Below are 19,482 nucleotides of genomic sequence, written 5' to 3'. Positions count from 1 at the left end.
CTGCTGAAGTGAGGGCATGACCGTTCATGACATCGCACGGCGACTTCCCGACATTCCGACCCTGCGTGATCTGTGCCGCTCCATGGCAATGGTGGAGGCGATCCTCGCGCCCGGTAGTCCGTACCGCAGACACGGATTCGATGCCCACTGGTCCCCAGGACGCGAACTGGGCTGGATGAACAGCGGAGCAGGCGACGAGTACTCGGTGATCTTCTCGCCCGAGGGCGTGTACATCCGCGGGTTCGATCACGAGTCGCCCATGAGCCCGTACGCGGGCGACGGGAGCGTCTGGCCTGGAGTCGTGGACTCGGTGCCGGAGGTGTTCCGGTCCTGCGTCGACGAGCCGTGCTTCGCCGCGGGCGGGATTCCGCATGTGACGGCCTGCCTGTGGCGCGAGAGCGGCGACGACCGGTGGCGAACGGGAGAGATCGATTACGACGGCGAAGGCGGTGACCCCGATGGTGCGTCGTACTTGTTCTCGTTCCTCGTGGACGGTACGCCCGAGACGTTTGCCGACTGGGCCCGGAGTTACTTCGACACCCCGGTGGACACCGACTGCGTACGCCACATCTACGCGATGCGTCCGCTGACCCCAGAGGTCGTCACGGCGCTCAACCCCGATGTGACACTGGAACAGTTGGCGGCCGAGATCAGGGGCATCGGCTACCCGTAGGCGGTCCACGCCCCGCCCCGGCCGGACAACCGATGACCCTCGGGTCCGGGCCCGGCCGGCTGCGGCTCGCCGCCGCTCACCGAGTACCTCGGCGGCGAAGGGCGACGCGAATCCCTGTCCCACCCGGACAACCACTGCATCGCCGTCGCGGTCACGGTTGTGGGATGGGTGCCGCGGGTGAAGTGGCGGTGCCGGCCGATTCGGAACGGGACCGGCCGTTGGCGGCGAGGTGAGGCTGTACTGCCTGCTGCACCGCCCGCAGCCCGCCCTCCACCGGGGCGACACGGCCTTGCCCGCCCTGGCCCACCAGGGCGGAGGCTCCGGACCTCAGCAGTCCGCGTCCGCCGGTGCGGCCGGGCCCGCCGCAGCAAGGGCCTTGCTCAGTGCCTCCACGCTCGGCGCACCGTCCGCCCTGCCGTCGGCCTCCCGATAGATGCGGCATGACACGCTCGGCACCGCCCCGGCCCGCGCGAACGGATCAACACCGTCGAGGAGGACGGTGGGTGAGCCGGTCATCCCGACGCGCTCTGCCTCCGCCTGGTCGGACACCTCGACCAGCTGCACTTCGGCCTGCCGCCCGGCCAGCGCGGCTGCGATCCGCTCCCGCACGACCGGGCCGTTGGGGCACTCCGGTACGGTCAGCACGGTGATCCGCATGATGTCGTCCTCCCAGCTCGTAGCTCCTGGAACGACGTTAGACGTTCCGGCCCGTTCCGGACATCGGCCGTTGGGTGCCGTCACCGTCCACGGTTCCTTCCTCTCCGGTCGGTACGAGAGGGGCGCCGGTCCTCGGCGTCGAACGCGGCCAACGAGTGCACTCCGGGCCGGAGAGCCTGTCCCAGAGCATGCAGGAGTGACTCCTCCATTCCTCCCAGGGCTTCGGAGAGTTCTTCCGTCACGTCCCGTGTGATCTCCTCTGCAACAGCGTCCGCGGGGGCATGGGGTCCGAGCTTGCTCACCGCGGCGGCAGCGCGGGCGGGGGTGAGCAGAGCCGATGCCTGGACCAGGAGCCAGGCGGGAACGCCCGCCGCACCCTGCGGCGGCGCCAGATAGGGACGTGCGCCGTCGAAGCGCTCGTCCTCGGCGAATGCCTTCTGCTTCACTTTCACCACCGGGCGGATGCCGATGCCCGCAGGACCCACCTCCTGCCATTCGCCGGCCGGCTTGAGGACGTAGCCCTCGGCGAGGTTGTCCACCAGCTCGGGCAGCCCGAAAAGGGCCGGCACCTTGGTGGGGAAGGCGCAGGGCAACTCCTGAAGCCTGTTCAGCGCGCCGTACGCGACAACGGGAACGCAGGTGAGCCCTGCGGCGGCCGCCGATTCGCGCAGAGCACGGTCGGAGATCCACCACCGGCCTTCGTCGTTCTCGACCGAGGCATCGAACGGCAGCCAGTCCAGGTTCGGCGCGTACCACACGCCGGTCTGCACCGGCTCGGTTCCTGCGACACCAGGGACATCCGGGTGCGGGTAGCGTCCGCCGGCGAGCTCGCCGTAGATCGTCACCACGGCAGCTTCGCCCCACGCGCTGCGCGTGGCCGAGGCGAAACGTGCAGCAGCCACCGACAGCGTCGGCCAGATTCGGCTCACGCCGAAGAAGTCGTCCAACGCCTCATCACCCAGCAACTCACGCCGCTTCGCCGGATGGGCCCCGGTGTCGTCGCAGACCACCGCGAAGTGTGCCCCGTGCACCTTCTCCGCCGCGATCCACTCCCGGGCCCCGGACAGGCCGAGCCGCTCCCTCGCGGAGATCTTGGGATACGGCCGCAATGCGGAACCCGCAGACGCAGTGTCAGACATCCGGGAATTGTCGCTGTGCGCCCCACACCCGGGCAACAGAGATTCACTGCCGAAGAGCCCGATCGTGATCGGAGAGGCAGGGCCTGGGTCAAGGGGCGCCGGGAGTGCTCGGGGGTAGTGAACGGGGTCACATCCGCGCGTTCGGCGAGCGGATTCTGGTTCCTCCACGCCCACGGCCGTCGACGCGTACGGTCCGGTCCTATCCCGTGGTCTTCCTTCCTGAGTGCGGATGTGGGGTATGAGGGTGATTTCCCGTTCGATATACCCCCGGGGGTAATCTGCTACGGTGGGTTTAATACCCTGGGGGGTATCAATCCAAGGAGGTGAGCGGCACATGTTCTTCATCGACACCATCGAGATCGAGAGTCTGGGCAACCGGCACGGCCTGGCCGGGGGAGCGCAGGCCGCGGTGGCGGTGGACGCGCCGTGCGACAGCGACCGAGTGATCGGGGCGGCCGCGCGGCGCGGGGTGCGCATCACATACGTGGTGGAGACGCACCTCCGCAACGACTGCGTGACCGGCGGCCCGGAGCCGACCCGGTTCACCGACGCCGCCTGCCTGGTGCCGCCCGCCGCGACCGGCGCCCCGTCCGGCTGGCTGCGCCCGGGTGAGGCCCCGGCCTCGTTCCGCCGCACGGTCTTCGCCGGGCGCCAGAGGCCGGCCTGACCGTCCGCGCCGCCGTCCGAGCCCTTGTCGACACCGAGAGGATTCCCACCATGCCCATCTTCCGCTCCGGCACCGCACGCCTCGGCGTCGTGGAGGCCCACCGCATGCTTCAGGAAGCCACCGCCGTTCTGCTGGACGTGCGCGAGACCGACGAGTGGCGGGCCGGTCACATTCCCGGCGCACAGCATCTGCCGCTGTCCCGGCTGACGGCCGGAGCCGAGGTGCCCACCGCGTACGCCGACTCGCGCCTCGTACTGATCTGCCGCTCCGGACGCCGGTCCCAGGACGCCGCCCGCCTACTGCGCGCACGGGGCGCGGACGCAGTCGATGTCACCGGCGGCATGCAGGCATGGGGCCGGCAGGGGCTGCCGGTCCAGGGCACTGCCGGGGGAGCGGGAACCGTCATATGAGCGAGCTCGTCCTCGCCCTGCTGGCGGGAGGGGGAGTCGGGCTGGCCCTGGGCGGACTCGGCGGGGGCGGCAGCGTGCTGGCCGTGCCCCCACTGATCTACCTGCTCGGCTTCAGCCCCGTTGCGGCCACCACCGCGAGCCTGATCATCGTTGCTGCGACCTCCATCAGCTCTCTGGTCGCCCACGCCCGGGACGGTAACGTCCGTTGGCGGGCCGGGCTGCTGTTCGCTGCTGCGGGCATCGTCCCCGCCATGCTCGGCGGCCTCGCTGCCGGCCGGATCCCGGCCCCGGTTCTCACGGTCGCGTTCTCGGTGATCGCCGCACTCGCGGCTTGGCGGATGCTACGTCCCAGTCGTCCCACCGATTCCCCGGTGCGGCCGGCCAGGGCCGCAGGGGCCGGGGCCGGACTGGGCGCCGTCACCGGCGTGCTCGGCGTCGGCGGTGGCTTCCTCGCCGTGCCCGCCCTCGTCGGCGTCGTCGGTCTGCGCATGAAGGCAGCCGTCGGCACCAGCCTCCTGGTCATCATCATCAACTCGCTCGCCGCGCTCGCCACCCGCACCGGTACCGCGGACGGTCTCGACTGGGCCGTCATCACCCCCTTTGCCGGAGCCGCGATTCTCGGTGCCTGGGACGGCAAACGCCTCGCCGCGAAGATCTCCGGCAACCGCCTGCAGCACGTCTTCGCCTACGTCCTGCTCGCAGTGGCTGCCTTCATGCTCCTCGACAGCCTGATCTGATCCACCCTCACCCACTTGTCCGACCCGGCCCCACCCGAACCAAAGGACGGTCCGTCCCGCCTTCCAGCTGCTCTCCGCCGGCATCGCCGGCGGTCTGGTCCACTCCCCCCTCTCCAACAGCTGCGCCATGGCCACCCTGCTCGGGAAACTCCCCTGCAACCGCACCAACCGCACCTGCCTCAGGAGGGCATCAGCAGGGGGCGAGCATGTAGGTGATCGAAAAGGAGACAGCCGCCGAGACGCCTGGGCCGGATCGGGACGATGAGCATTGGTCATGGACCGTCTCCGCTCGCGCAGATGGCACGGCTGCCCGGTCAAATGACAGGCGCGACCGGTCATACACCGATCCCGCCCGCTCCTGTCGGGAGGCGCCCCGTACCGACAGTGACTGTCCGCATTGAGTCCAGTGCGAGTCCTCCGGATCTACGGTTCAGGCGACCCGACCGTCACATCTCTGGAGGATTCATGGAAAATACCCGTAAGCGTCTGGCCGTGCTGGGCTCGGCCGCAGCTCTGGCGGCAGGCGCGCTCGCGCCCGCGCAACTCGCAGGAGCGCACCCGGCGGCAGCCGCGGCGGCTCATCAGTGGGTCGCACTGGGTGACTCGTACGCTGCCGGCGTCATTCCGGCCGCGGGTGACACCTTCGAGGTGCCCCGTGACGGCTGTGAGCGTACCGACCAGTCCTATCCGCAGGTCATCGACCGCGACCTCGGCTCGCACTTCGACCTGGCCAATGTCAGCTGCGGCGCCGCCACCATCGAGAACGTCACCTTCAGGGCCCAGGAGCCGATCGGCCGTCACCTGCCGCCCGTCTCCGAAGACCCGGACTACCCCTTCCCCGCCGTGCCTCCCCAGTCAGCAGCAGTGGGTCCCGGCACCGACGTGGTCACCGTCGGCGTGGGTGGCAACACCCTCGGCTTCGCCGACATCCTCTTCCAGTGTCTGCAACTGGGCGGGGGCAGCGGAGGCGTGGGCACCCCGTGCCGGGACGACCTCGCCGACGACATCCCCAGCCGGCTGAACAAGGTCGGCAGGGACTACGACGAGATGCTCACCGTGCTCCACGAGCGCGCCCCGCACGCGAAGATCCTGACCGTCGGCTACCCCACGGTCATCCCCAAGGACACCTCCAAGTGCCAGTACAACAACCTGGAGCAGTTCGGCTCGATCACCCAGGGCGACCTGGACTGGCTGCGCCAGGACGTCATGGAACCCCTCAATCAGATCATCGAGAAGTCGGCCGGTGCACACGACGCCGCCCGCTTCGTCGACCTCTACGACTCCTCCCGGAACCACAGCGTCTGCGACACCGGCAAGTGGGTGGAGGGCATCTTCACCCGCGTCCCTGACCAGCCGGCCTTGGTTCACCCCAATGCCCGCGGCCACCGCAACGCCGCCGACCACGTCGCAGCGGCGATGCTGGAAGCCATCGGCGTGGGCTGACCGGCACACGGCATCACCGGCCGATCCCGTGCCAACCCCCTCCGGCCGCAGACCGGAGGGGGCTCCGGGCCCGGCTCCGACCGGTCCGCCCCACCGCGTCGGTGGATGGATTCGCCGGTGATGTGGGCGGCATCGTCGGAGACACCACCTGCGCGTGCTGGAGATCGTCCGGCCCGGTTATCGCTAGGACCCACAGCACAGCGGGGCCTGTGCCCCGGCATTCACCGTCTAGAGTCGGACGACATGCGCATACTCGTCGTGCAGCACGACTCGGAACTTGCGGCCGTGATTTCCGGGTGTCTGCGCCGGATCGGTTACGACGTCGTCGTGGCCGACAACCTCACCGACGCCGACCTCGAGCTGGGCGGCACCGTCTATCACGCCCTCGTGGCCGACCGGGCGCAGCCCGACGGAGACGTTCTCCGCCTGGTGGCCGCCCACCGCCGGGCGGGCTGGACCCGCCCGGTCCTGATGCTCACCGCACTCGATTCGCATGCCGAACGCGTGGTCCTCGTCGAGCACGGAGCGGACGACTACCTGGTCAAGCCCTTCAACACCGCCGAACTGGCCAGCCGGATGCGCAATCTCTGCCGCGCCCCGGTGATCCCCGACCCGGCATCCCGGCTATGCGTCGGCGACCTGGAACAGGGCCGACGCGGCGGCCGGTTCACCCGCGCCGGGGTACCGCTGTTCTTGACCGTCACAGAGGCAGCGGTCCTTCAGACCCTGATGCTGGCAGGTGGCGCGCTGGTCACCCGCGAACGACTGGCCAAGGACTGCGCCGACGAACAGCACCAGCCGGAATCCCACGCGGTCGACGCGCTGATCGGCCGACTTCGCATTCGGCTCGGCCCCCCGGACCTGATTCAAGCCGTCCGAGGGATCGGCTACCGCCTGGTCGACCCTGCCTGAGACAGCGACCCCGGCGGTGAACCCCAGCCGGCCTTCGGTCCTCCCTGGCAGGCCCGGCCCCGAGGGCGCCCCCGCAGCCGCTGCTTCGGCGGCCGAAGAACTGGAGTGCGGCCCGTGGTTCGCCGCTGTCTCCGGCGCGGGCACGGCCGTGGCGGACGGCCTGCGCAAAGGTTCGCGCGGCGGAGGGTTACCGGGCTTCGACGAAGAGATCCGAGAACCGGGCGACGCGACGTCCGGGCCGATGCTGGAGTGCTCGCAGCGTCCGGTCGGCGTCGTGGCGGACCGGACCAGGTCAGCGGGCGGGATCGATTCCCCAGGCAGCGGCCCGGGCGGCGGCGGCCGCGCGGTTGGGGAGGGCGAGCTTGGCGAGGATGTGCTCGATGTGGGTCCCCACCGTCCGCGGCGTGATGTACAGCCGCTCGGCGATCTCCCGGTTGGTACGGCCGGCCGTCAGTTCGGCCAGCACCTGGAGCTCCCGCGGCGAGAGTCCGCCGGGCCGCCGCGCGTCCGGGCGTTGCGTGTCCGCCTCGGGGCCGAACGCGGCGAGCTCCTCGGGCGACAGGCCCGTGCGGGGGTCGACGGCCGCGGCGAGTGCCTCGGTGAGCAGGGTGATCGCGGCGCGTGCCGGATCGGGTCCGTGCCGCGGCCGACGGGTGCTGACGTTCAGCATGCCGACGTACCGGCCGTCGGCGGCGAACAGGCACTGGGCCACGCCGTCCTCGATACCGAGGGGGGACAGCACCTCCTGGAAGCCGGGGGATGCCGCCAGGAGGTGCCGGGGGACGTCCCTGAGCCAGAGGCCGCCCCGGGCCGGGCTGCGGAGCACGGGGAACACCGGGTCGTGGTGGAGATGGGTCTCGATGTACGCCGTGGCATCGTCCGGGTAGCTCCCGGCCAGGGTGATGTGGCGCCGCCGCAGCGGATCCCACCGGGTGAGGGAGGCGTGGTCGTACTCCACCACCTCCGACAGCGCCGCCAGGACCGTGCCGATGCCGGTCGCGCCGCTCCTGGCGGCCTCACGGACCTGCACCGCCGCGTCCAGGATGTCCGCCGTGCTCTGCTGCGCTGCCATGGTCCAAGGATGATCAAGCGTCCGGATTACGTCAATCGCGAAGGGTGTCGTGCACGACCTGGCCGTCCATGACGGTGAGGACGACGGGCATTTCCGGGATGTCGTGGGGGTCGGCGGTGAGCAGGTCCCCGTCCAGTACGCAGAGGTCGGCGGCCTTGCCCGGCTCCAGGGAGCCCTTCCAGTCGTCGGCGAAGTCCTGCCAGGCCGCGCCGATCGTGTACGTACGGATCGCCTCGGCCAGGGCGATGCGCTGCTCGGGGCCGCTGACCCGACCGGCGGCCTTCGATTCACGCAGCACCATGGTCGCGACGCCCTGGCGCCAGTCCGGGTATGTGACGGGCGCGTCGGACCCGCTCGCGACCCGTACACCGGCGTCGATGGCATCGCGGTAGGGCCACGCGTACGCGGCCCGTTCGGAACCGACGAATTCCTCCTCCATGTCGGCGACGGTCCACTTGATGGTGGGGTTCATGTTGACGCCGAAGCCGTGCGCGGCCAGCACCTTCATGCTGTGCGCGGTGAGGAAGTCGCCATGGATGACGTAGTGGCGGGCGTCGGGCCTCGGGTGCTCGGCCACGGCAGCGGCGAAGGCGTCCGCAACGGTGTCGCACGCCCGGTCGCCGGTGACGTGGACGCCCAGCTGGTGCCCGGCGGCGTGGGCATGCCGGATCATGGCGCCGATCTCGGCGGTCCGCTCGGCGTCGGTCTCGCCGCCGACGCACAGGGAGCCACAGCCACCGCCGACGTACGGCTCGTGCATCCAGGCCGTCTTGTTGGGGACGATGCCGTCGGCGAAGATCTTGACCCCGTGGATCGCGAGGCGGCGCGGATCGGCGTCTCCGGTCTCGCCTGGGGCGGCGAGGGCGCGGGCGAACTCCTCCGCGGTGCTCGCCATTCCGGTGGGCAGGAGCAGGACGCCGACGCGGGCGGTCAGTTCGCCGTCGGCCAGCAGCCGGCGGTAGACGTCGAGGGTCTCCGCACCGAGCGCACCCCGCATGATGCCGTCGCCGCCGGGGCCGAGGCCGGGCTCGGTGTAGCTGGTCACGCCGAGCCGGGCCAGCGTGTCGAGGGCCGACTTGACCGCGTCGGTCCGCTCCTGCCGGCTGAGCGGCGGCAGCGCGTTCTGGACGAGGGCCTGGGCCCCCTCGTGGAGCAGCCCGGTCGGCTCCCCGGACTCGTCCGCGACGATGGCTCCGCCGGGCGGCGCGACAGTGTGCCGGTCGATCCCGATGAGCTCCAGGGCCTTGGAGTTGACCCAGGTGGCGTGCCCGGAGAAGGAGTACAGGACGACGGGGTGATCCGGGCTCACGGCGTCGAGGTCGCGCCGCGAGGGCAGCCGCGACGGATCGGCGACGCACTCGTCGAGGTAACCGGTGTCCCAGCCGTGCCCCGTGATCCACTGCCCGCCGGGAACCCGGCCGACGGCTTCCCGTACCGCCTCGGCCACGTCCGCGAGGGAGGAAACAGCGGGATGGCCGAGCTCCAGGGAGAGCGGCGGCGTCGACATGCCGAAGGCGCACGCGTGCAGATGGGAATCGTTGATGCCGGGAAGCAGCGTCGCTCCCCGCAGGTCGACGACACGGGTGTCGGGGCCGACGAGCGGCGCGACGTCGTCCCGCCCACCGACGGCGGTGATGATCCCACCGGTCACCGCCAGGGCCGAGGCGACGGAGAACTCCGCGTCGACCGTGACCACCTGCCCGTCGAGAAAAACCAGATCCGCATACGTGCCCACAGCAGGTCCTTTCAGGAAACGGGCGCACCACGGCTGCCCGCGAACGATCTCCCGAGGACTATGACCGTGCGCCCGCCCCCCGCACATCGGTCATCCCACCGATACGCACACTCGCGAGGGCAGGTCGACGGCCGGCCTCCCGACGCCCCCTCGGGTGGACGGTCCGACGGCACCGTTCGCGATCACCCGTCCAGGTGCGTACCGACCGCCCGGCACCGCTCACGGCCCGTAGCCCCACAGCTGTCCCGGCGTGGCGCCCGTGCGGGGCTTGTGAACCGGACGCGCGACGGAACGGCGGAATGCCGGGCCCGTCGGGAGCCGGCACCCCGTCAGCGGAGGCGCGCCCGGTCAGTCCCCGACCGCGCCGCCGTGGTCATCGGACAGCAGCCGGGCCCGGCTGAACTCGCCGGTGCCGACCCGGGCGGCGAGGGTGTCGTCGGGGCCGGACAGCAGGGAGCCGTAGCCGGTGGCGGCCCACAGACTGTGTTCGGCGGGCACCTCGAAGTAGGGGACGGTGCGGCCCCGGTGCCGGACCGCCATCACCTGCGGCGAGCGGCGGGCCCGCAGGGCCTGGCCGCAGTCGTCGCAGACCGCGACATCGGCTCGTTCCCGGCGGCCGAGCGGCCGCCAGGTGGTCCGGCGGACGGCGGTGCCGTGCCGCGGATCGAAGAAGCACAGCGGGAGTCCGGGGGTCGGGGCCAGGGCGGAACGTCCCTCGGCCGCCAGGGCCAGCACTCCGACCAGGTCGGGCAGGCCCCGTGCGGCGTCCAGCACCCTTCCGGCGGCGTCGTAGGCGTCCAGGGCCCGGCTCAGGCCCGAAGCAGCGCCGTCAGCGTGCTCCACGGCCTCGCCCAGCGCGAGCATCTCGGCAGCCGCCTGTCGGCGCAGCCCGGCTTCGTCGGCGGCCTCCTCGGCGGCGAAGACGGCGTCCGGGAAGGCGAAGGAGGTGTGCCGGGGCAGGCGGTGGCGCACCAGGAGAACCGCGCCGACGACGGCGAGGACCAGCCCCGCGGCGATCGCGATCAGTGTCCCCGGGCCGCTGTCGGAGGAAGAGCCGGAGACGTGCTCCTCGGCCTCGGGCCGGGCCGAGTACTCCTTGTCGATCCTGGCGGTCTCGGCCTTGTACACCTCGGTGCCGTTGCCGGCCTTGATCAGCTCCACGGCCCTGCCGATCCGGGCGGCCAGCCCGGCGTCGTCGAGTTCCTTGAGAAAGCCGACGGCGGAGGCTGCGTCGCGGGTCTGATGGGCGTCGGTGGGCCACTCGGTGCCGGTGAGCCACTTCCCGTACTCATTGTTGGTGATCAGGATCAGCTGCTGCCGGCCGAGCCGTTCCCTGAGCACCGCGGCGAGAGTGCGGGAGTCGCCGTCGAAGGCGTCACCCTTGTTCAGCGGCACCAGCACCACGTTGATCGGCAGGCCGGTCGCGGCGATCTGGTCGACCAGGGCCTGCTGCTGGGCGGGGTTGACTGCGGCCGCGTAGGACGGGTCGACGTAGACCGGACCGGCGGCCGGCGCCTCGGCGATCGTCGTGGCGATCGTCGTGGCGGTCGGCCCGGTCCCCGCGGTCTCCGCACGGGCGGGGGCACCGGCGCCGAGCAGCGCCGTGCAGGCCAGCAGCAGGGCGGCGAGCAGACCGGCGGCGAGACCGTGCGAGGTGCCGGTCGGGCGGTCACTGGGACACTTGCGGACTCCCTGGCCTTGAGGATGAGTGCTTCGAGCCCTTCACGGGCGGCCGGCAGGACGTGCCCGGCCTCGTGCCAGGCGGTCCGGTCGTGGCCGGAGGCGATCGCGTCGACGAAGGACTCGAACGCGGTGAGTGGACCGGCCCCGTACGGCGTGCCGTACAGGGCGATGCGGCGGGCCTCCTCGACCGGTACGTCGACGCCGAAAGCGGAGGCGGTGACGCTGCTGTGGTCGCCGATCAGCACGTAGAGGCCCTTCGCGCCGAGCCGGTCGTGCACCAGGGCGAGCAGTGTGGCGTCGCCCGCGGGCAGCGCCAGCACATAGGTGGGCACGCCCGTGCGCTCGGCGAGGGCCGCGATGTCAGGGGCGAGCGAGCGGGGCAGTCGGCGTGGACGGTCGGCCGAGACGTAGACCGGGTTCTTGCGCAGCTCCTCGGCCAGGCGCTCGGACTGGGTTGCGTCGTCACCGGGTTGACCTGGCGAGGCGGTGGTGGTCGCCATGGACGTTGCTGTGGCGTTCGGCGCTGTGCCCGGGCGGGCCCTGAACGTCCCGTTCCGTCTCCGTATCCCTGACAGCGTCCGCATCGGGCCCTCCCGGTGGTTCGGCCGGTCACTCTACCGGCGCATGATTCGGGCGAGGACGGACGCTTCCCCGGCGCGCGACGGCGTGAGGTGGTCGCGAGGTGGTTGTGGGGTCGGCGCATCCGGCCGTGCCACGGGCCTGGCCGGATCCACGGCCTGCCTGTGGCGCTGTCGTCGTCCCACGAGTTCCTCGGTAGCGCAGCACGAGACACCGCGGCAGCGGAGCACGAGAAGGCGCTGACGGACCGTTTGAATGGCGGCCACGGTCCCCTTCGGGGATGGTGATGGAGCGAGGACACACCCCCCGACCGTCCGACCTGGTAGTCCCGTCTCCTCCGTCCAGCCAAACCCTTCGGGCCGAGGCGAACGGCTGCGTGAACGGCGTGGATTGCGCAGAAATCGGCCGATGGGCCTGGTCACCCGCTTCCCGGCGCCCGGTGCACAAGCTCTGCGACCGGGCGCCCCCGCATTCCCACGGCCGATGGACAGACCCGGCCTCCATGACATGCAAGGAGACAAGAAGATGAAGGCGTCGATGAGAACTGCAGCCGCAGGTGCGGTCGGCATCGCCGTGCTGGCCCTGACGGCACCCGCAGCGAGGGCCGTCGGCGAGAACACGGGCGAGGCCACCGGTGTCATGTGCGGGACCGATGGCGCATCGGGGCTCATGGTGGGGGCGGCTCGAGCCGGCGACTGCACCACGGCACTCCGGGTCGCGAGCGCCTACACGCGGAGCTGGAACAGCGGCGGCGAAGCAGCTACGACCGTCCGGGCCGCAGGATCCGTCTGGAGCTGCCGGGAACAGCCCGGCACGCTGAATCCGTACCAAGAATGCGTCGAAGCAGACGGCTCCGGTCGACGGGTCATCCTGATGTCCTGACCAAGACGCCCGTGGTTGCCGACGGCGGACAGCCGGACGCCTCTCAAGGCCGAGCACTGGCCGACGAGGACGTCGAGTGGGCCGAGGACCGAGCTGAGGCCGAAAGGATCTGCAACGGCGTCCGACCGGGAAAAAGGCGGCGGCCACTACGGAGCTGCCACGCCTGAGCTGCCGCTCCTGAGGTCCCGCTTCGTCGGGTGTGGCGGACCCCTGGGCCAGGAGCGTGGCGGTCTCGGCGGGCGGGGCGAGCAGAAACCCGGCATCAACCTCCCGGCCGGGTTTCGCCGGACGGGCTCCGGAGTGAGGAGCGGCGGGGGTGGAGAAGTGCCGGGATCGTCAGGGGGCCGGGCCGTGGTGGCGGGAAGGTGGGCGACAGGCGGGAGACCAGGGCCGTCACCGCGGTCTCGGCGATCGTGGCGGGGTGCAGAGACACGGTGCTCACCGGCGGATCGTTCTCGGCGTAGGTCTGGTCCTCGCTGGCGCAGACGAGGAGGAGGTCGTCGGGGATCCGCAGGCCATGACGGGCCGCTGAGGCCAGGACCTGGCGGCCGCCGGGGTCGTAGACCGTGTAGACCGCGTCGCACGCACGGGCGGTGAAGACGGCGTCGAAGCCGTGGCCCGAGGTGTCGTACGGGTCGAAGGTGAGGACCAGGGGAGTCCGGGCGTGTTCGTGGCACCACTGGTGGTAGGCGCGGGTCACGGTCCGGGTGTAGTGCTCGTCGCCGTATCCGGCGTGCAGAGCGATCCCTTGGGCTCCCGAGGCCGCCAGGTGGCCGAGAACCTCGCGGGTAGTGGCCGTATGGTCGTTGTCGACCCAGATGTCCCCGGGTTTCGGATCGACGGGTCGGCCGTCGAAGACGAGCGGGATGCCCCGGGCGCGCAGCGCACGCAGCACCGGGTCGTCCGTGGGGCTGTCGAGGAGCAGCATTCCGTCCACGGTCAGTGTGTGCCAGGGCGTCTCCGCCCCGCAGGTGGCGGGGAGGATCGTCAGGGCGTAGCCGTGGGCGTGCGCGGTGGCAGTGGCGGCGGTGAGGAGCCGGGCGAAGTACGGGACGTCGAGGAAGTTCCAGGCCGAACCGGCATAGGTGGTGACGGCCACGCCCAGGGTCTTCCCGGTCCGCGTGGCTCGCTGCGAGCCGTAGCCGAGCGAGGTGGCCACCTCGCGGACCCGGCGGCGCGTGGAGTCGGAGAGCCGGCCCGTGCCGTTGAGAGCGTGCGAGACGGTGGCGGTGGAGACCTCCGCGGCGCGTGCCACATCGGCGAGAGTGGTCCCTGGCATGTCGTCATCCTACGGATTCCGTCGTTCCGGGCGGGTTCTGGTTACGGCGTTACTCAAAGAGGGTCCAGCCACAGCGAATGCAGCTCAACCCTGGGAGTGGCTATGACTTCTTCTCTCGCCCGGCGGACCATGCTCGCCGCCGGCGCGGCCGGACTGGTAAGTGCGGCGGCCGGCCCCGCCGCGGCCGCCGCAAATCGGAGTGCCGCGGCCCTGGTCGTCCACAACGCACGGGTGTTCACCGGGCTCCCCGGCGCTCGCCCCGTCGAGGCCGTGGCCGTCGGGCACGACGGCCGGATTCTCGCCACGGGCCGGGGCAGCGAAATGCGCCGCCTCGCCGGGCGGGGCACCGAAATCGTCGACGCGCGCGGGGCGACCGTGATGAGCGGCATCCACGACGGCCATGTGCACCCGCTCGGCGCGGGCGGCCACTCACTGCGCCCCTCCCTGGGGGGCGCCGAGACGACTGCCGAGGAACTCCTGGCGATCCTCACCGGTTTCCTCCAGGACACGCCCGGCCAGGAGCCCGACGGCTGGCTGGTGGTCTCGGACTGGAACCCGAGCGGGTTGCTGCCGCAGGGCACCCTCCCCCACCACTCCCTGCTCGACGCTCTTCCCACCCGCCGCCCGGTCGCCCTGCTCGGGGGCGACGGCCACAACATCTGGGTCAACGCTCGCGCTCTGGAGATCGCCGGCATCACCGCGGCGACCCCCGATCCGGTGGGTGGAAAGATCGTGAAGGGGCCGGACGGGCGGCCCAGCGGGGTGCTCAAGGACGACGCCCAGTCCCTGGTGACACGCCATATCCCGAAGCCGAGCGAGGCCGATCTGATCGCCGCCTGCTCCCGGGTCCTCGCCCAGGCGGCGGCCTCCGGCGTAACCACGATGATGGACGCGATGGTCGGGCAGAGCGACTTGGCGAGGTATCGGGCCCTGGCGAACGCTGGGATGCTGCCGCAGCGGATCGTCCCCGCGATCAAGATCGACGCAGACCTGGCGAAAGACCCGAAGGCGGCGCTCGCGTATGCGCGCGGGCTGCAGCGCTCTTTCCGTGACATACCGGGGCTGCGGTTCGGGACGATCAAGGTGTTCCTCGACGGGGTGATCGAGTACCCGGCGAACACGGCGGCGCTCCTGGCGCCGTATCTGGACGGCTTGGGGAACCCGACGGACAACCGCGGTGAGTTGTATGTCTCTGGACAGGATTACGGGCGGCTGACCGCGGTCTTCAACCGGGCTGGCTGGCAGATGCATGCCCATGGGCTCGGTGACCGTGCTGTGCGCACGGCGCTCGACGGGTACGCGTACGCCCGGCGCGCGACCGGGCTGCGCGGTGCCCGAAACAGCGTCGGTCACCTCCAGCTGGTGGATCCGGCGGATCTGGGGCGGTTTGCCGCGCTGGACGTGGTGGCCTGCATGCAGCTCCAGTGGGCGAAACAGGACACGTGGACGATGGAGGCGCTGCTGCCGTACATCGGGCCCGAGCGGCACCGATGGATGTACCCGGCCCGCTCCCTGGAGCGGCACGGGGCCCGGCTCTCGGGCGGTTCGGACTGGCCGGTGGACCCGCTCCAGGTATGGAACCAGATCCGTACGGCGATCGACCGCACGGGTGCGGAGGGCGAGGGTCCGCTCTACCGGGAGTTGGAGGGGTTGAGCCGTGCGTCGGCGCTGCGGATGCACACGCACGGGACGGCGTGGCAGCTGCGCATGGACCGGCTGACGGGAACAGTCCGGCCCGGTCTGGCGGCGGATCTGATTGTTCTCGACCGTGATGTAACGGAATGCCCGGTGGCGGACATCAGTGACACCCGTGTCGAGCTGACCCTGGTGGGCGGCCGGGTCGTCCACGACGCGGGCTCATCGGCGGGACGGGCCGCAACCGCGCGGCTTGACCGGGCCGCTGCCGCGCCGCGCCCGTCGGCGTACGCGGCGGTGCACGGCGGACGACACCGCGCCTGCGGTCACGGCGACGACCGACCGTAGCGATCCGCACACCGCACGGCGACGGCCACCTCGGACCGGATCGGTGCCTCAGCGGCATCGGGCGGGAATCGGCACGCGACCGTAGCCACAGGTGGCTCCCGGGCAGTGATGAGCTTGAACAAAGGGGGAGTTGACGGAGCGTGTCTGCGTGTATGGTGGAGAGGAAACGCATCAACGAGCCCACCCCAGGCAGTGAGCCAGGTGGCCGAACAGGGGGAGAAAGGTGCGTGCCCGATGGCGATCGGGCTCCTCTCCACGGTTGCTGCTGTGTTCTACGGGGGCACGATCTCGATCCTTGCTCTGACCGCGACCTTTGCTCGGCGCCGGACACTGCGGCGTGAAGCGCGCAGCACCCTTGCAGTCCTGGTGCCGGGGAGGTTGGCGGAGTCGCAGCACGTGGACCGCGTGCAGTAGGTCTGGCAGCCGAGCGGCTGCGATGCGATCAACCGGCCGCATAGAGCGGGGTTGTTCAGACCCCGAGTGGGCGTCCGCCCCGGCGGGCGCCCTTCTCGCTGCGGATGCGCGCGCGTCTACGACAGTTGGCGCACTGCCAACAAGTCCTGGCACCGCCATTTCTGAGAAGGTGAGGAACAATCACCTTGCGAACAGCCCAGCATCGCAAGCCAGTTGCTTCCCGGGCCGTAACGGTACGGGTGCGCCGAGGCCCCCGTCCCCGCACCGACAAGCATGCCTACGTCCTTGGCCCGCCCGCAGGCTGCTGCTGTCCGAGGAGCGTGTCCCCCTCCATGCTGCGCCGGTAGCGGACGACATGCCGGTCGCGTTCGCGCAGCACCAGGCCGGAGCGGTGCTTCTCGTGTCGAGTGCCGCGGCATTCGTCCTCCAGAACCCCTGGTCGGTGTGGCCGGGAAGCGGACCGGAGTGCCGGGGGAGAGCAAGAAAGCCGAGGCGTGAGCGGGGCCGCTACCCCGGGAACGGGGCGACCGCCTGCCTGCCGGCCCATGCGTTGAGCCGTCCGGCCGCGTCGTCGTCGAGGAAGAAGAGCGTCATGGCCTGGCCGTTGTGCCGGACGTGGAAGCGCCGGCCCCCGCATTCCAGCTCGTCGATGAGATAGCCGACCAGCATCAGGTCGGCCCAGTCGTCCCTGACCTCGATGGGCCAGTTGACCCGCCGGTCGCCGACCGTGTACTCGATCCACGCTTCCTCGGCGCCGAGGTCGACGTGGTCCCGCAGGTCGGACAGGGCGTCCGGCCGGCCGGTGATCCGGCACAGCTGCCGGGCGATCGACACGTACGAGCCCCGGCCGCGGACACACTCGGTGTCGAAGTGCCACGCTCGGTCGCAGAACCATCGCCCCCACGGCTCGGCCTCGACCGCGCAGCCCAACGCGAACAGCACCAGATCGAATGGCTCGCGCTCGTACGCCTCCCGCGGCCACGAGTACAGCAGCTCGTCCACGGTCCGGCCGGCCGCGAGCGGCAGCCCCAGTTCCGCCAGCCGGTCCAGCTGTTCTTCAAGACGCATGGCCGGGATTGTAGCCACCCCTCGGAGCGGGCGCCCTGCTGCGCCTCAGCGGCGGTTCGACGGCGTCGCCGGCCGTTCGAAGGACAGGTCGTAGTCCATCATGTGGCACCAACTGTCAGGCTGGCGCTTCCGGGCCGGCGAACGGAACTCCGGCACGACAACGACCCCGTCGCTGAGCACCTCCATCGTTCGTTCGTCGATACGCCCCGACTTCACCGGGGGATGCCGACGGCGCGGCCGGACTCACGCACCCTGACCCGCCTGCTCATGCGTGCGACATCTAATATCATGTGGCGTTTCGTCGCCGGATGCCGGTGCCTGCCTGGCCGTGTCCGCCGCCCAACGCCCACGACGTCCGCCGCACAGCGGCAGTCGGGTATCGAGCAGTCGAGGAGAGGAACGTTTATGCGCGCTCGGAGCATCGGCGCGGCCGCCGCAACAGCATTGGCTCTGGTGGCTGCCCGCGACCTCGTCCAGAAGAAGCACGCGCTGCTCAGAAACTTCCCCGTGATCGGGCACGCCCGGTACCTGCTGGAGACGATCGGGCCGGAGCTGCGGCAGTACGTCGTGACGTCCAACGAGGAAGAGCGCCCGTTCAGCCGTGACCAGCGCACCTGGATCTATGCGTCGGCGAAGGAGGAGAACAACTACTTCGGGTTCGGAACCGACGTGGACGTCGAGCACGTGCAAGGCCACGCGTACGTGAAGCAGCGTACGTTCGCCGGCACGCTGCCCGACCTGCACGACCCGCAGGCCCCACTGCCTTCGGCCAAGGTGCTGGGCGGCCCGCGCGGGCGCGCCAAGGCATTCCGGCCGGCAAGTGTCGTGAATATCTCGGCCATGAGCTTCGGATCGCTGTCCGGCGCGGCCATCACGGCGCTCAACAAGGGCGCGGCGCTGGCCGGCACCATGCAGAACACGGGCGAGGGCGGCCTCTCGCCGTTCCACCGCAACGGCGGTGATCTCGTCCTCCAGATCGGGACGTCCTACTTCGGTTGCCGCAACGAGGACGGCACCTTCAACCTCGACAAGCTCAAGGACGTGGTCGCCGGCGCCCCGGTCAAGGCGATCGAGATCAAGCTCTCCCAGGGCGCCAAGCCGGGGCTGGGCGGGATGCTGCCGGGTGCGAAGGTGACCCCCGAGATCGCCGAGATCCGCGGCATCCCGGCCGGCAAGGACTGCGCCTCCCCCTCTCGGCACACCGCGTTCCACGACGTCGACTCGATGCTCGACTTCGTGGAGCTGCTCGCCACCGAGACCGGTCTGCCAGTCGGGATCAAGAGCGCTGTGGGGGAGATGAGCTTCTGGCAGGAGCTGGCCACGCTGATGGCGCGTGGTGATCGAGGGGTCGACTTCGTGACCATCGACGGGGGCGAGGGCGGCACGGGGGCGGCTCCCCTGATCTTCACCGACTCGGTGTCGCTGCCGTTCCGGATGGGCTTCTCCCGCGTCTACGGCACGTTCGCCGAGCGGGGTCTGACCGACGACCTCACCTTCATCGGCTCCGGCAAGCTCGGCCTGCCCGAGAACGCCGCCGTCGCCTTCGCCCTCGGTGCCGACATGATCAACGTCGCCCGTGAGGCAATGCTGTCCATCGGCTGCATCCAGGCACAGAAATGCCACACCGACAAGTGCCCCACCGGCATCGCCACCCAGAACCCGTGGCTGGTGCGCGGCGTCGACGCACCCTCGAAGGCCACCCGGGCCGCTGTCTACCTGCGCACCCTGCGCAAGGAGCTGCTGAAGGTCTCGGGAGCCGTCGGCGTCGTCCACCCGGCACTCATCACCACCACCGACATCGAGATCATGAACGGCGACTATGACGCCCGCACCCTGGCGAGCGTTTACGGCTACAAGGACGGCTGGGGCGAACTCGGCCCGGAGCTCGCCCAGGAGATCACCGCACTGCTCACCAGCGGACCGACCCCTCTCCGGAAGCCGACCGGCTGAGGCGTGACTCGCGGGGATCGATGGCCGGGCCCCTGGCGTACCGGAGTGCTTCGTCATGCAGTTCGGTGGGCCGGTCGTCGACTCGCTGCCGGAGCGTGGCCCAGCCGTACGTCCCCCAGCATTCGCAGCCGTCAGCCCGCACGACCGATCGGCCGGGGGACCGATCCGGGCGGACGGTCCCCCGGGGCACGTACGGGCT

General features: G+C 70.8%; 18 protein-coding genes and 2 pseudogenes. 11 read left to right on the top strand and 9 right to left on the bottom strand.

Translation table 11 applies throughout. The annotated features are described in order from the left end of the window. Positions 1 to 16 precede the first annotated feature (16 nt). Positions 17 to 673, top strand: a complete 657-nt coding sequence (locus tag IE107_RS20605; RefSeq protein WP_189545303.1) for a hypothetical protein — start codon at positions 17 to 19, stop codon at positions 671 to 673. A 327-nt stretch (positions 674 to 1,000) separates the two neighbouring features. On the opposite strand, the gene IE107_RS20600 is transcribed toward IE107_RS20605, so the two are convergent. Both IE107_RS20600 and IE107_RS20595 read right to left on the bottom strand, forming a co-directional pair. Then, the gene (locus tag IE107_RS20600; protein WP_229867124.1) at positions 1,001 to 1,330 is read right to left on the bottom strand and encodes a thioredoxin family protein; all 330 of its coding nucleotides are present in this window, start codon (positions 1,328 to 1,330) and stop codon (positions 1,001 to 1,003) included. Positions 1,331 to 1,410: 80 nt separating this feature from the next. Beyond that, on the bottom strand, positions 1,411 to 2,469 hold the full coding sequence (locus tag IE107_RS20595; RefSeq protein WP_189545302.1) for an RNA ligase family protein: 1,059 nt from the start codon (positions 2,467 to 2,469) through the stop codon (positions 1,411 to 1,413). Between the two features lie 334 nt (positions 2,470 to 2,803). Between IE107_RS20595 and IE107_RS20590 the strand changes: the two are divergent. The 6 genes and pseudogenes from IE107_RS20590 to IE107_RS20570 all read left to right on the top strand — a co-directional run. Continuing rightward, a pseudogene (locus IE107_RS20590) lies at positions 2,804 to 3,046 on the top strand (MBL fold metallo-hydrolase); the annotation flags it as partial. Positions 3,047 to 3,186: 140 nt separating this feature from the next. Continuing rightward, positions 3,187 to 3,546 carry a rhodanese-like domain-containing protein gene (locus IE107_RS20585; RefSeq protein WP_189545301.1) on the top strand — a complete coding sequence of 120 codons (360 nt, stop codon included), beginning with the start codon at positions 3,187 to 3,189 and terminating at the stop codon, positions 3,544 to 3,546. Next, the gene (locus IE107_RS20580; protein WP_189545300.1) at positions 3,543 to 4,283 is read left to right on the top strand and encodes a sulfite exporter TauE/SafE family protein; all 741 of its coding nucleotides are present in this window, start codon (positions 3,543 to 3,545) and stop codon (positions 4,281 to 4,283) included. Before IE107_RS20585 ends, IE107_RS20580 begins: the two co-directional genes overlap by 4 nt. 49 nt (positions 4,284 to 4,332) lie before the next feature. Next, positions 4,333 to 4,548: pseudogene (locus IE107_RS35115) on the top strand (hypothetical protein); the annotation flags it as partial. 200 nt (positions 4,549 to 4,748) lie between these two features. Beyond that, on the top strand, positions 4,749 to 5,726 hold the full coding sequence (locus tag IE107_RS20575) for an SGNH/GDSL hydrolase family protein (protein WP_189545299.1): 978 nt from the start codon (positions 4,749 to 4,751) through the stop codon (positions 5,724 to 5,726). Between the two features lie 243 nt (positions 5,727 to 5,969). Then, on the top strand, positions 5,970 to 6,638 hold the full coding sequence (locus IE107_RS20570; protein ID WP_189545298.1) for a response regulator transcription factor: 669 nt from the start codon (positions 5,970 to 5,972) through the stop codon (positions 6,636 to 6,638). A 292-nt stretch (positions 6,639 to 6,930) separates the two neighbouring features. Here the strand turns inward: IE107_RS20570 and IE107_RS20565 are convergent, their stop codons facing one another. The 4 genes from IE107_RS20565 to IE107_RS20550 form a co-directional block, all read right to left on the bottom strand. After that, positions 6,931 to 7,710: a helix-turn-helix transcriptional regulator gene (locus IE107_RS20565; protein ID WP_189545297.1), complete on the bottom strand. Its 780-nt coding sequence runs from the start codon at positions 7,708 to 7,710 to the stop codon at positions 6,931 to 6,933. A 31-nt stretch (positions 7,711 to 7,741) separates the two neighbouring features. Next, positions 7,742 to 9,445, bottom strand: a complete 1,704-nt coding sequence (locus tag IE107_RS20560; RefSeq protein WP_189545296.1) for an amidohydrolase — start codon at positions 9,443 to 9,445, stop codon at positions 7,742 to 7,744. Positions 9,446 to 9,793: 348 nt separating this feature from the next. Next, positions 9,794 to 10,840: a hypothetical protein gene (locus IE107_RS35795; protein WP_189545295.1), complete on the bottom strand. Its 1,047-nt coding sequence runs from the start codon at positions 10,838 to 10,840 to the stop codon at positions 9,794 to 9,796. After that, positions 10,831 to 11,628 carry a hypothetical protein gene (locus IE107_RS20550; RefSeq protein WP_189545294.1) on the bottom strand — a complete coding sequence of 266 codons (798 nt, stop codon included), beginning with the start codon at positions 11,626 to 11,628 and terminating at the stop codon, positions 10,831 to 10,833. The genes IE107_RS35795 and IE107_RS20550 overlap by 10 nt, the downstream gene beginning before the upstream one ends. A 616-nt stretch (positions 11,629 to 12,244) precedes the next feature. Between IE107_RS20550 and IE107_RS35105 the strand changes: the two genes are divergently transcribed. Then, positions 12,245 to 12,589, top strand: a complete 345-nt coding sequence (locus IE107_RS35105) for a hypothetical protein (RefSeq protein ID WP_229867122.1) — start codon at positions 12,245 to 12,247, stop codon at positions 12,587 to 12,589. Between the two features lie 262 nt (positions 12,590 to 12,851). Here IE107_RS35105 and IE107_RS20545 read toward each other — a convergent pair whose 3' ends face one another. Beyond that, positions 12,852 to 13,868 (bottom strand): LacI family DNA-binding transcriptional regulator, encoded by a 1,017-nt coding sequence (locus tag IE107_RS20545; protein ID WP_189545293.1) that lies wholly within the window; start codon positions 13,866 to 13,868, stop codon positions 12,852 to 12,854. Positions 13,869 to 13,970: 102 nt separating this feature from the next. Between IE107_RS20545 and IE107_RS20540 the strand changes: the two genes are divergently transcribed. Further along, positions 13,971 to 15,851 carry an amidohydrolase gene (locus IE107_RS20540; RefSeq protein WP_189545292.1) on the top strand — a complete coding sequence of 627 codons (1,881 nt, stop codon included), beginning with the start codon at positions 13,971 to 13,973 and terminating at the stop codon, positions 15,849 to 15,851. A 234-nt stretch (positions 15,852 to 16,085) separates the two neighbouring features. Beyond that, the gene (locus IE107_RS20535; RefSeq protein WP_189545291.1) at positions 16,086 to 16,265 is read left to right on the top strand and encodes a hypothetical protein; all 180 of its coding nucleotides are present in this window, start codon (positions 16,086 to 16,088) and stop codon (positions 16,263 to 16,265) included. Between the two features lie 507 nt (positions 16,266 to 16,772). Here IE107_RS20535 and IE107_RS20530 read toward each other — a convergent pair. Continuing rightward, positions 16,773 to 17,333: a hypothetical protein gene (locus IE107_RS20530; RefSeq protein ID WP_189545290.1), complete on the bottom strand. Its 561-nt coding sequence runs from the start codon at positions 17,331 to 17,333 to the stop codon at positions 16,773 to 16,775. Between the two features lie 45 nt (positions 17,334 to 17,378). Continuing rightward, the gene (locus IE107_RS20525) at positions 17,379 to 17,519 is read right to left on the bottom strand and encodes a hypothetical protein (RefSeq protein ID WP_189545289.1); all 141 of its coding nucleotides are present in this window, start codon (positions 17,517 to 17,519) and stop codon (positions 17,379 to 17,381) included. Between the two features lie 219 nt (positions 17,520 to 17,738). On the opposite strand from IE107_RS20525, the gene IE107_RS20520 reads away from it, so the two are divergent. Beyond that, a complete protein-coding gene (locus IE107_RS20520; RefSeq protein ID WP_189545288.1) occupies positions 17,739 to 19,283 on the top strand; it encodes an FMN-binding glutamate synthase family protein in 1,545 nt (514 codons plus the stop codon). The last annotated feature ends 199 nt before the right edge of the window (positions 19,284 to 19,482 follow it).

This window comes from Streptomyces gelaticus, from assembly GCF_014649535.1.
Taxonomy (GTDB): domain Bacteria; phylum Actinomycetota; class Actinomycetes; order Streptomycetales; family Streptomycetaceae; genus Streptomyces; species Streptomyces gelaticus.
The sequence above is the reverse complement of the archived record's forward strand: the minus strand, read 5'-3'. Positions and strand labels throughout refer to the sequence as shown.

What these genes read in the sequence shown, in the direction of transcription:
- IE107_RS20600 (WP_229867124.1), bottom strand. Translation starts at nt 1,330, where the DNA reads ATGCGGATCACCGTGCTGACCGTACCGGAGTGCCCCAACGGCCCGGTC.
- IE107_RS20540 (WP_189545292.1), top strand. Translation starts at nt 13,971, where the DNA reads ATGACTTCTTCTCTCGCCCGGCGGACCATGCTCGCCGCCGGCGCGGCC.
- IE107_RS20570 (WP_189545298.1), top strand. Translation starts at nt 5,970, where the DNA reads ATGCGCATACTCGTCGTGCAGCACGACTCGGAACTTGCGGCCGTGATT.
- IE107_RS20550 (WP_189545294.1), bottom strand. Translation starts at nt 11,628, where the DNA reads ATGGCGACCACCACCGCCTCGCCAGGTCAACCCGGTGACGACGCAACC.
- IE107_RS20595 (WP_189545302.1), bottom strand. Translation starts at nt 2,469, where the DNA reads ATGTCTGACACTGCGTCTGCGGGTTCCGCATTGCGGCCGTATCCCAAG.
- IE107_RS20530 (WP_189545290.1), bottom strand. Translation starts at nt 17,333, where the DNA reads ATGCGTCTTGAAGAACAGCTGGACCGGCTGGCGGAACTGGGGCTGCCG.
- IE107_RS20605 (WP_189545303.1), top strand. Translation starts at nt 17, where the DNA reads ATGACCGTTCATGACATCGCACGGCGACTTCCCGACATTCCGACCCTG.
- IE107_RS20525 (WP_189545289.1), bottom strand. Translation starts at nt 17,519, where the DNA reads ATGGAGGTGCTCAGCGACGGGGTCGTTGTCGTGCCGGAGTTCCGTTCG.
- IE107_RS20535 (WP_189545291.1), top strand. Translation starts at nt 16,086, where the DNA reads ATGGCGATCGGGCTCCTCTCCACGGTTGCTGCTGTGTTCTACGGGGGC.
- IE107_RS20585 (WP_189545301.1), top strand. Translation starts at nt 3,187, where the DNA reads ATGCCCATCTTCCGCTCCGGCACCGCACGCCTCGGCGTCGTGGAGGCC.
- IE107_RS20575 (WP_189545299.1), top strand. Translation starts at nt 4,749, where the DNA reads ATGGAAAATACCCGTAAGCGTCTGGCCGTGCTGGGCTCGGCCGCAGCT.
- IE107_RS20565 (WP_189545297.1), bottom strand. Translation starts at nt 7,710, where the DNA reads ATGGCAGCGCAGCAGAGCACGGCGGACATCCTGGACGCGGCGGTGCAG.
- IE107_RS35105 (WP_229867122.1), top strand. Translation starts at nt 12,245, where the DNA reads ATGAGAACTGCAGCCGCAGGTGCGGTCGGCATCGCCGTGCTGGCCCTG.
- IE107_RS20520 (WP_189545288.1), top strand. Translation starts at nt 17,739, where the DNA reads ATGCGCGCTCGGAGCATCGGCGCGGCCGCCGCAACAGCATTGGCTCTG.
- IE107_RS20545 (WP_189545293.1), bottom strand. Translation starts at nt 13,868, where the DNA reads ATGCCAGGGACCACTCTCGCCGATGTGGCACGCGCCGCGGAGGTCTCC.
- IE107_RS20580 (WP_189545300.1), top strand. Translation starts at nt 3,543, where the DNA reads ATGAGCGAGCTCGTCCTCGCCCTGCTGGCGGGAGGGGGAGTCGGGCTG.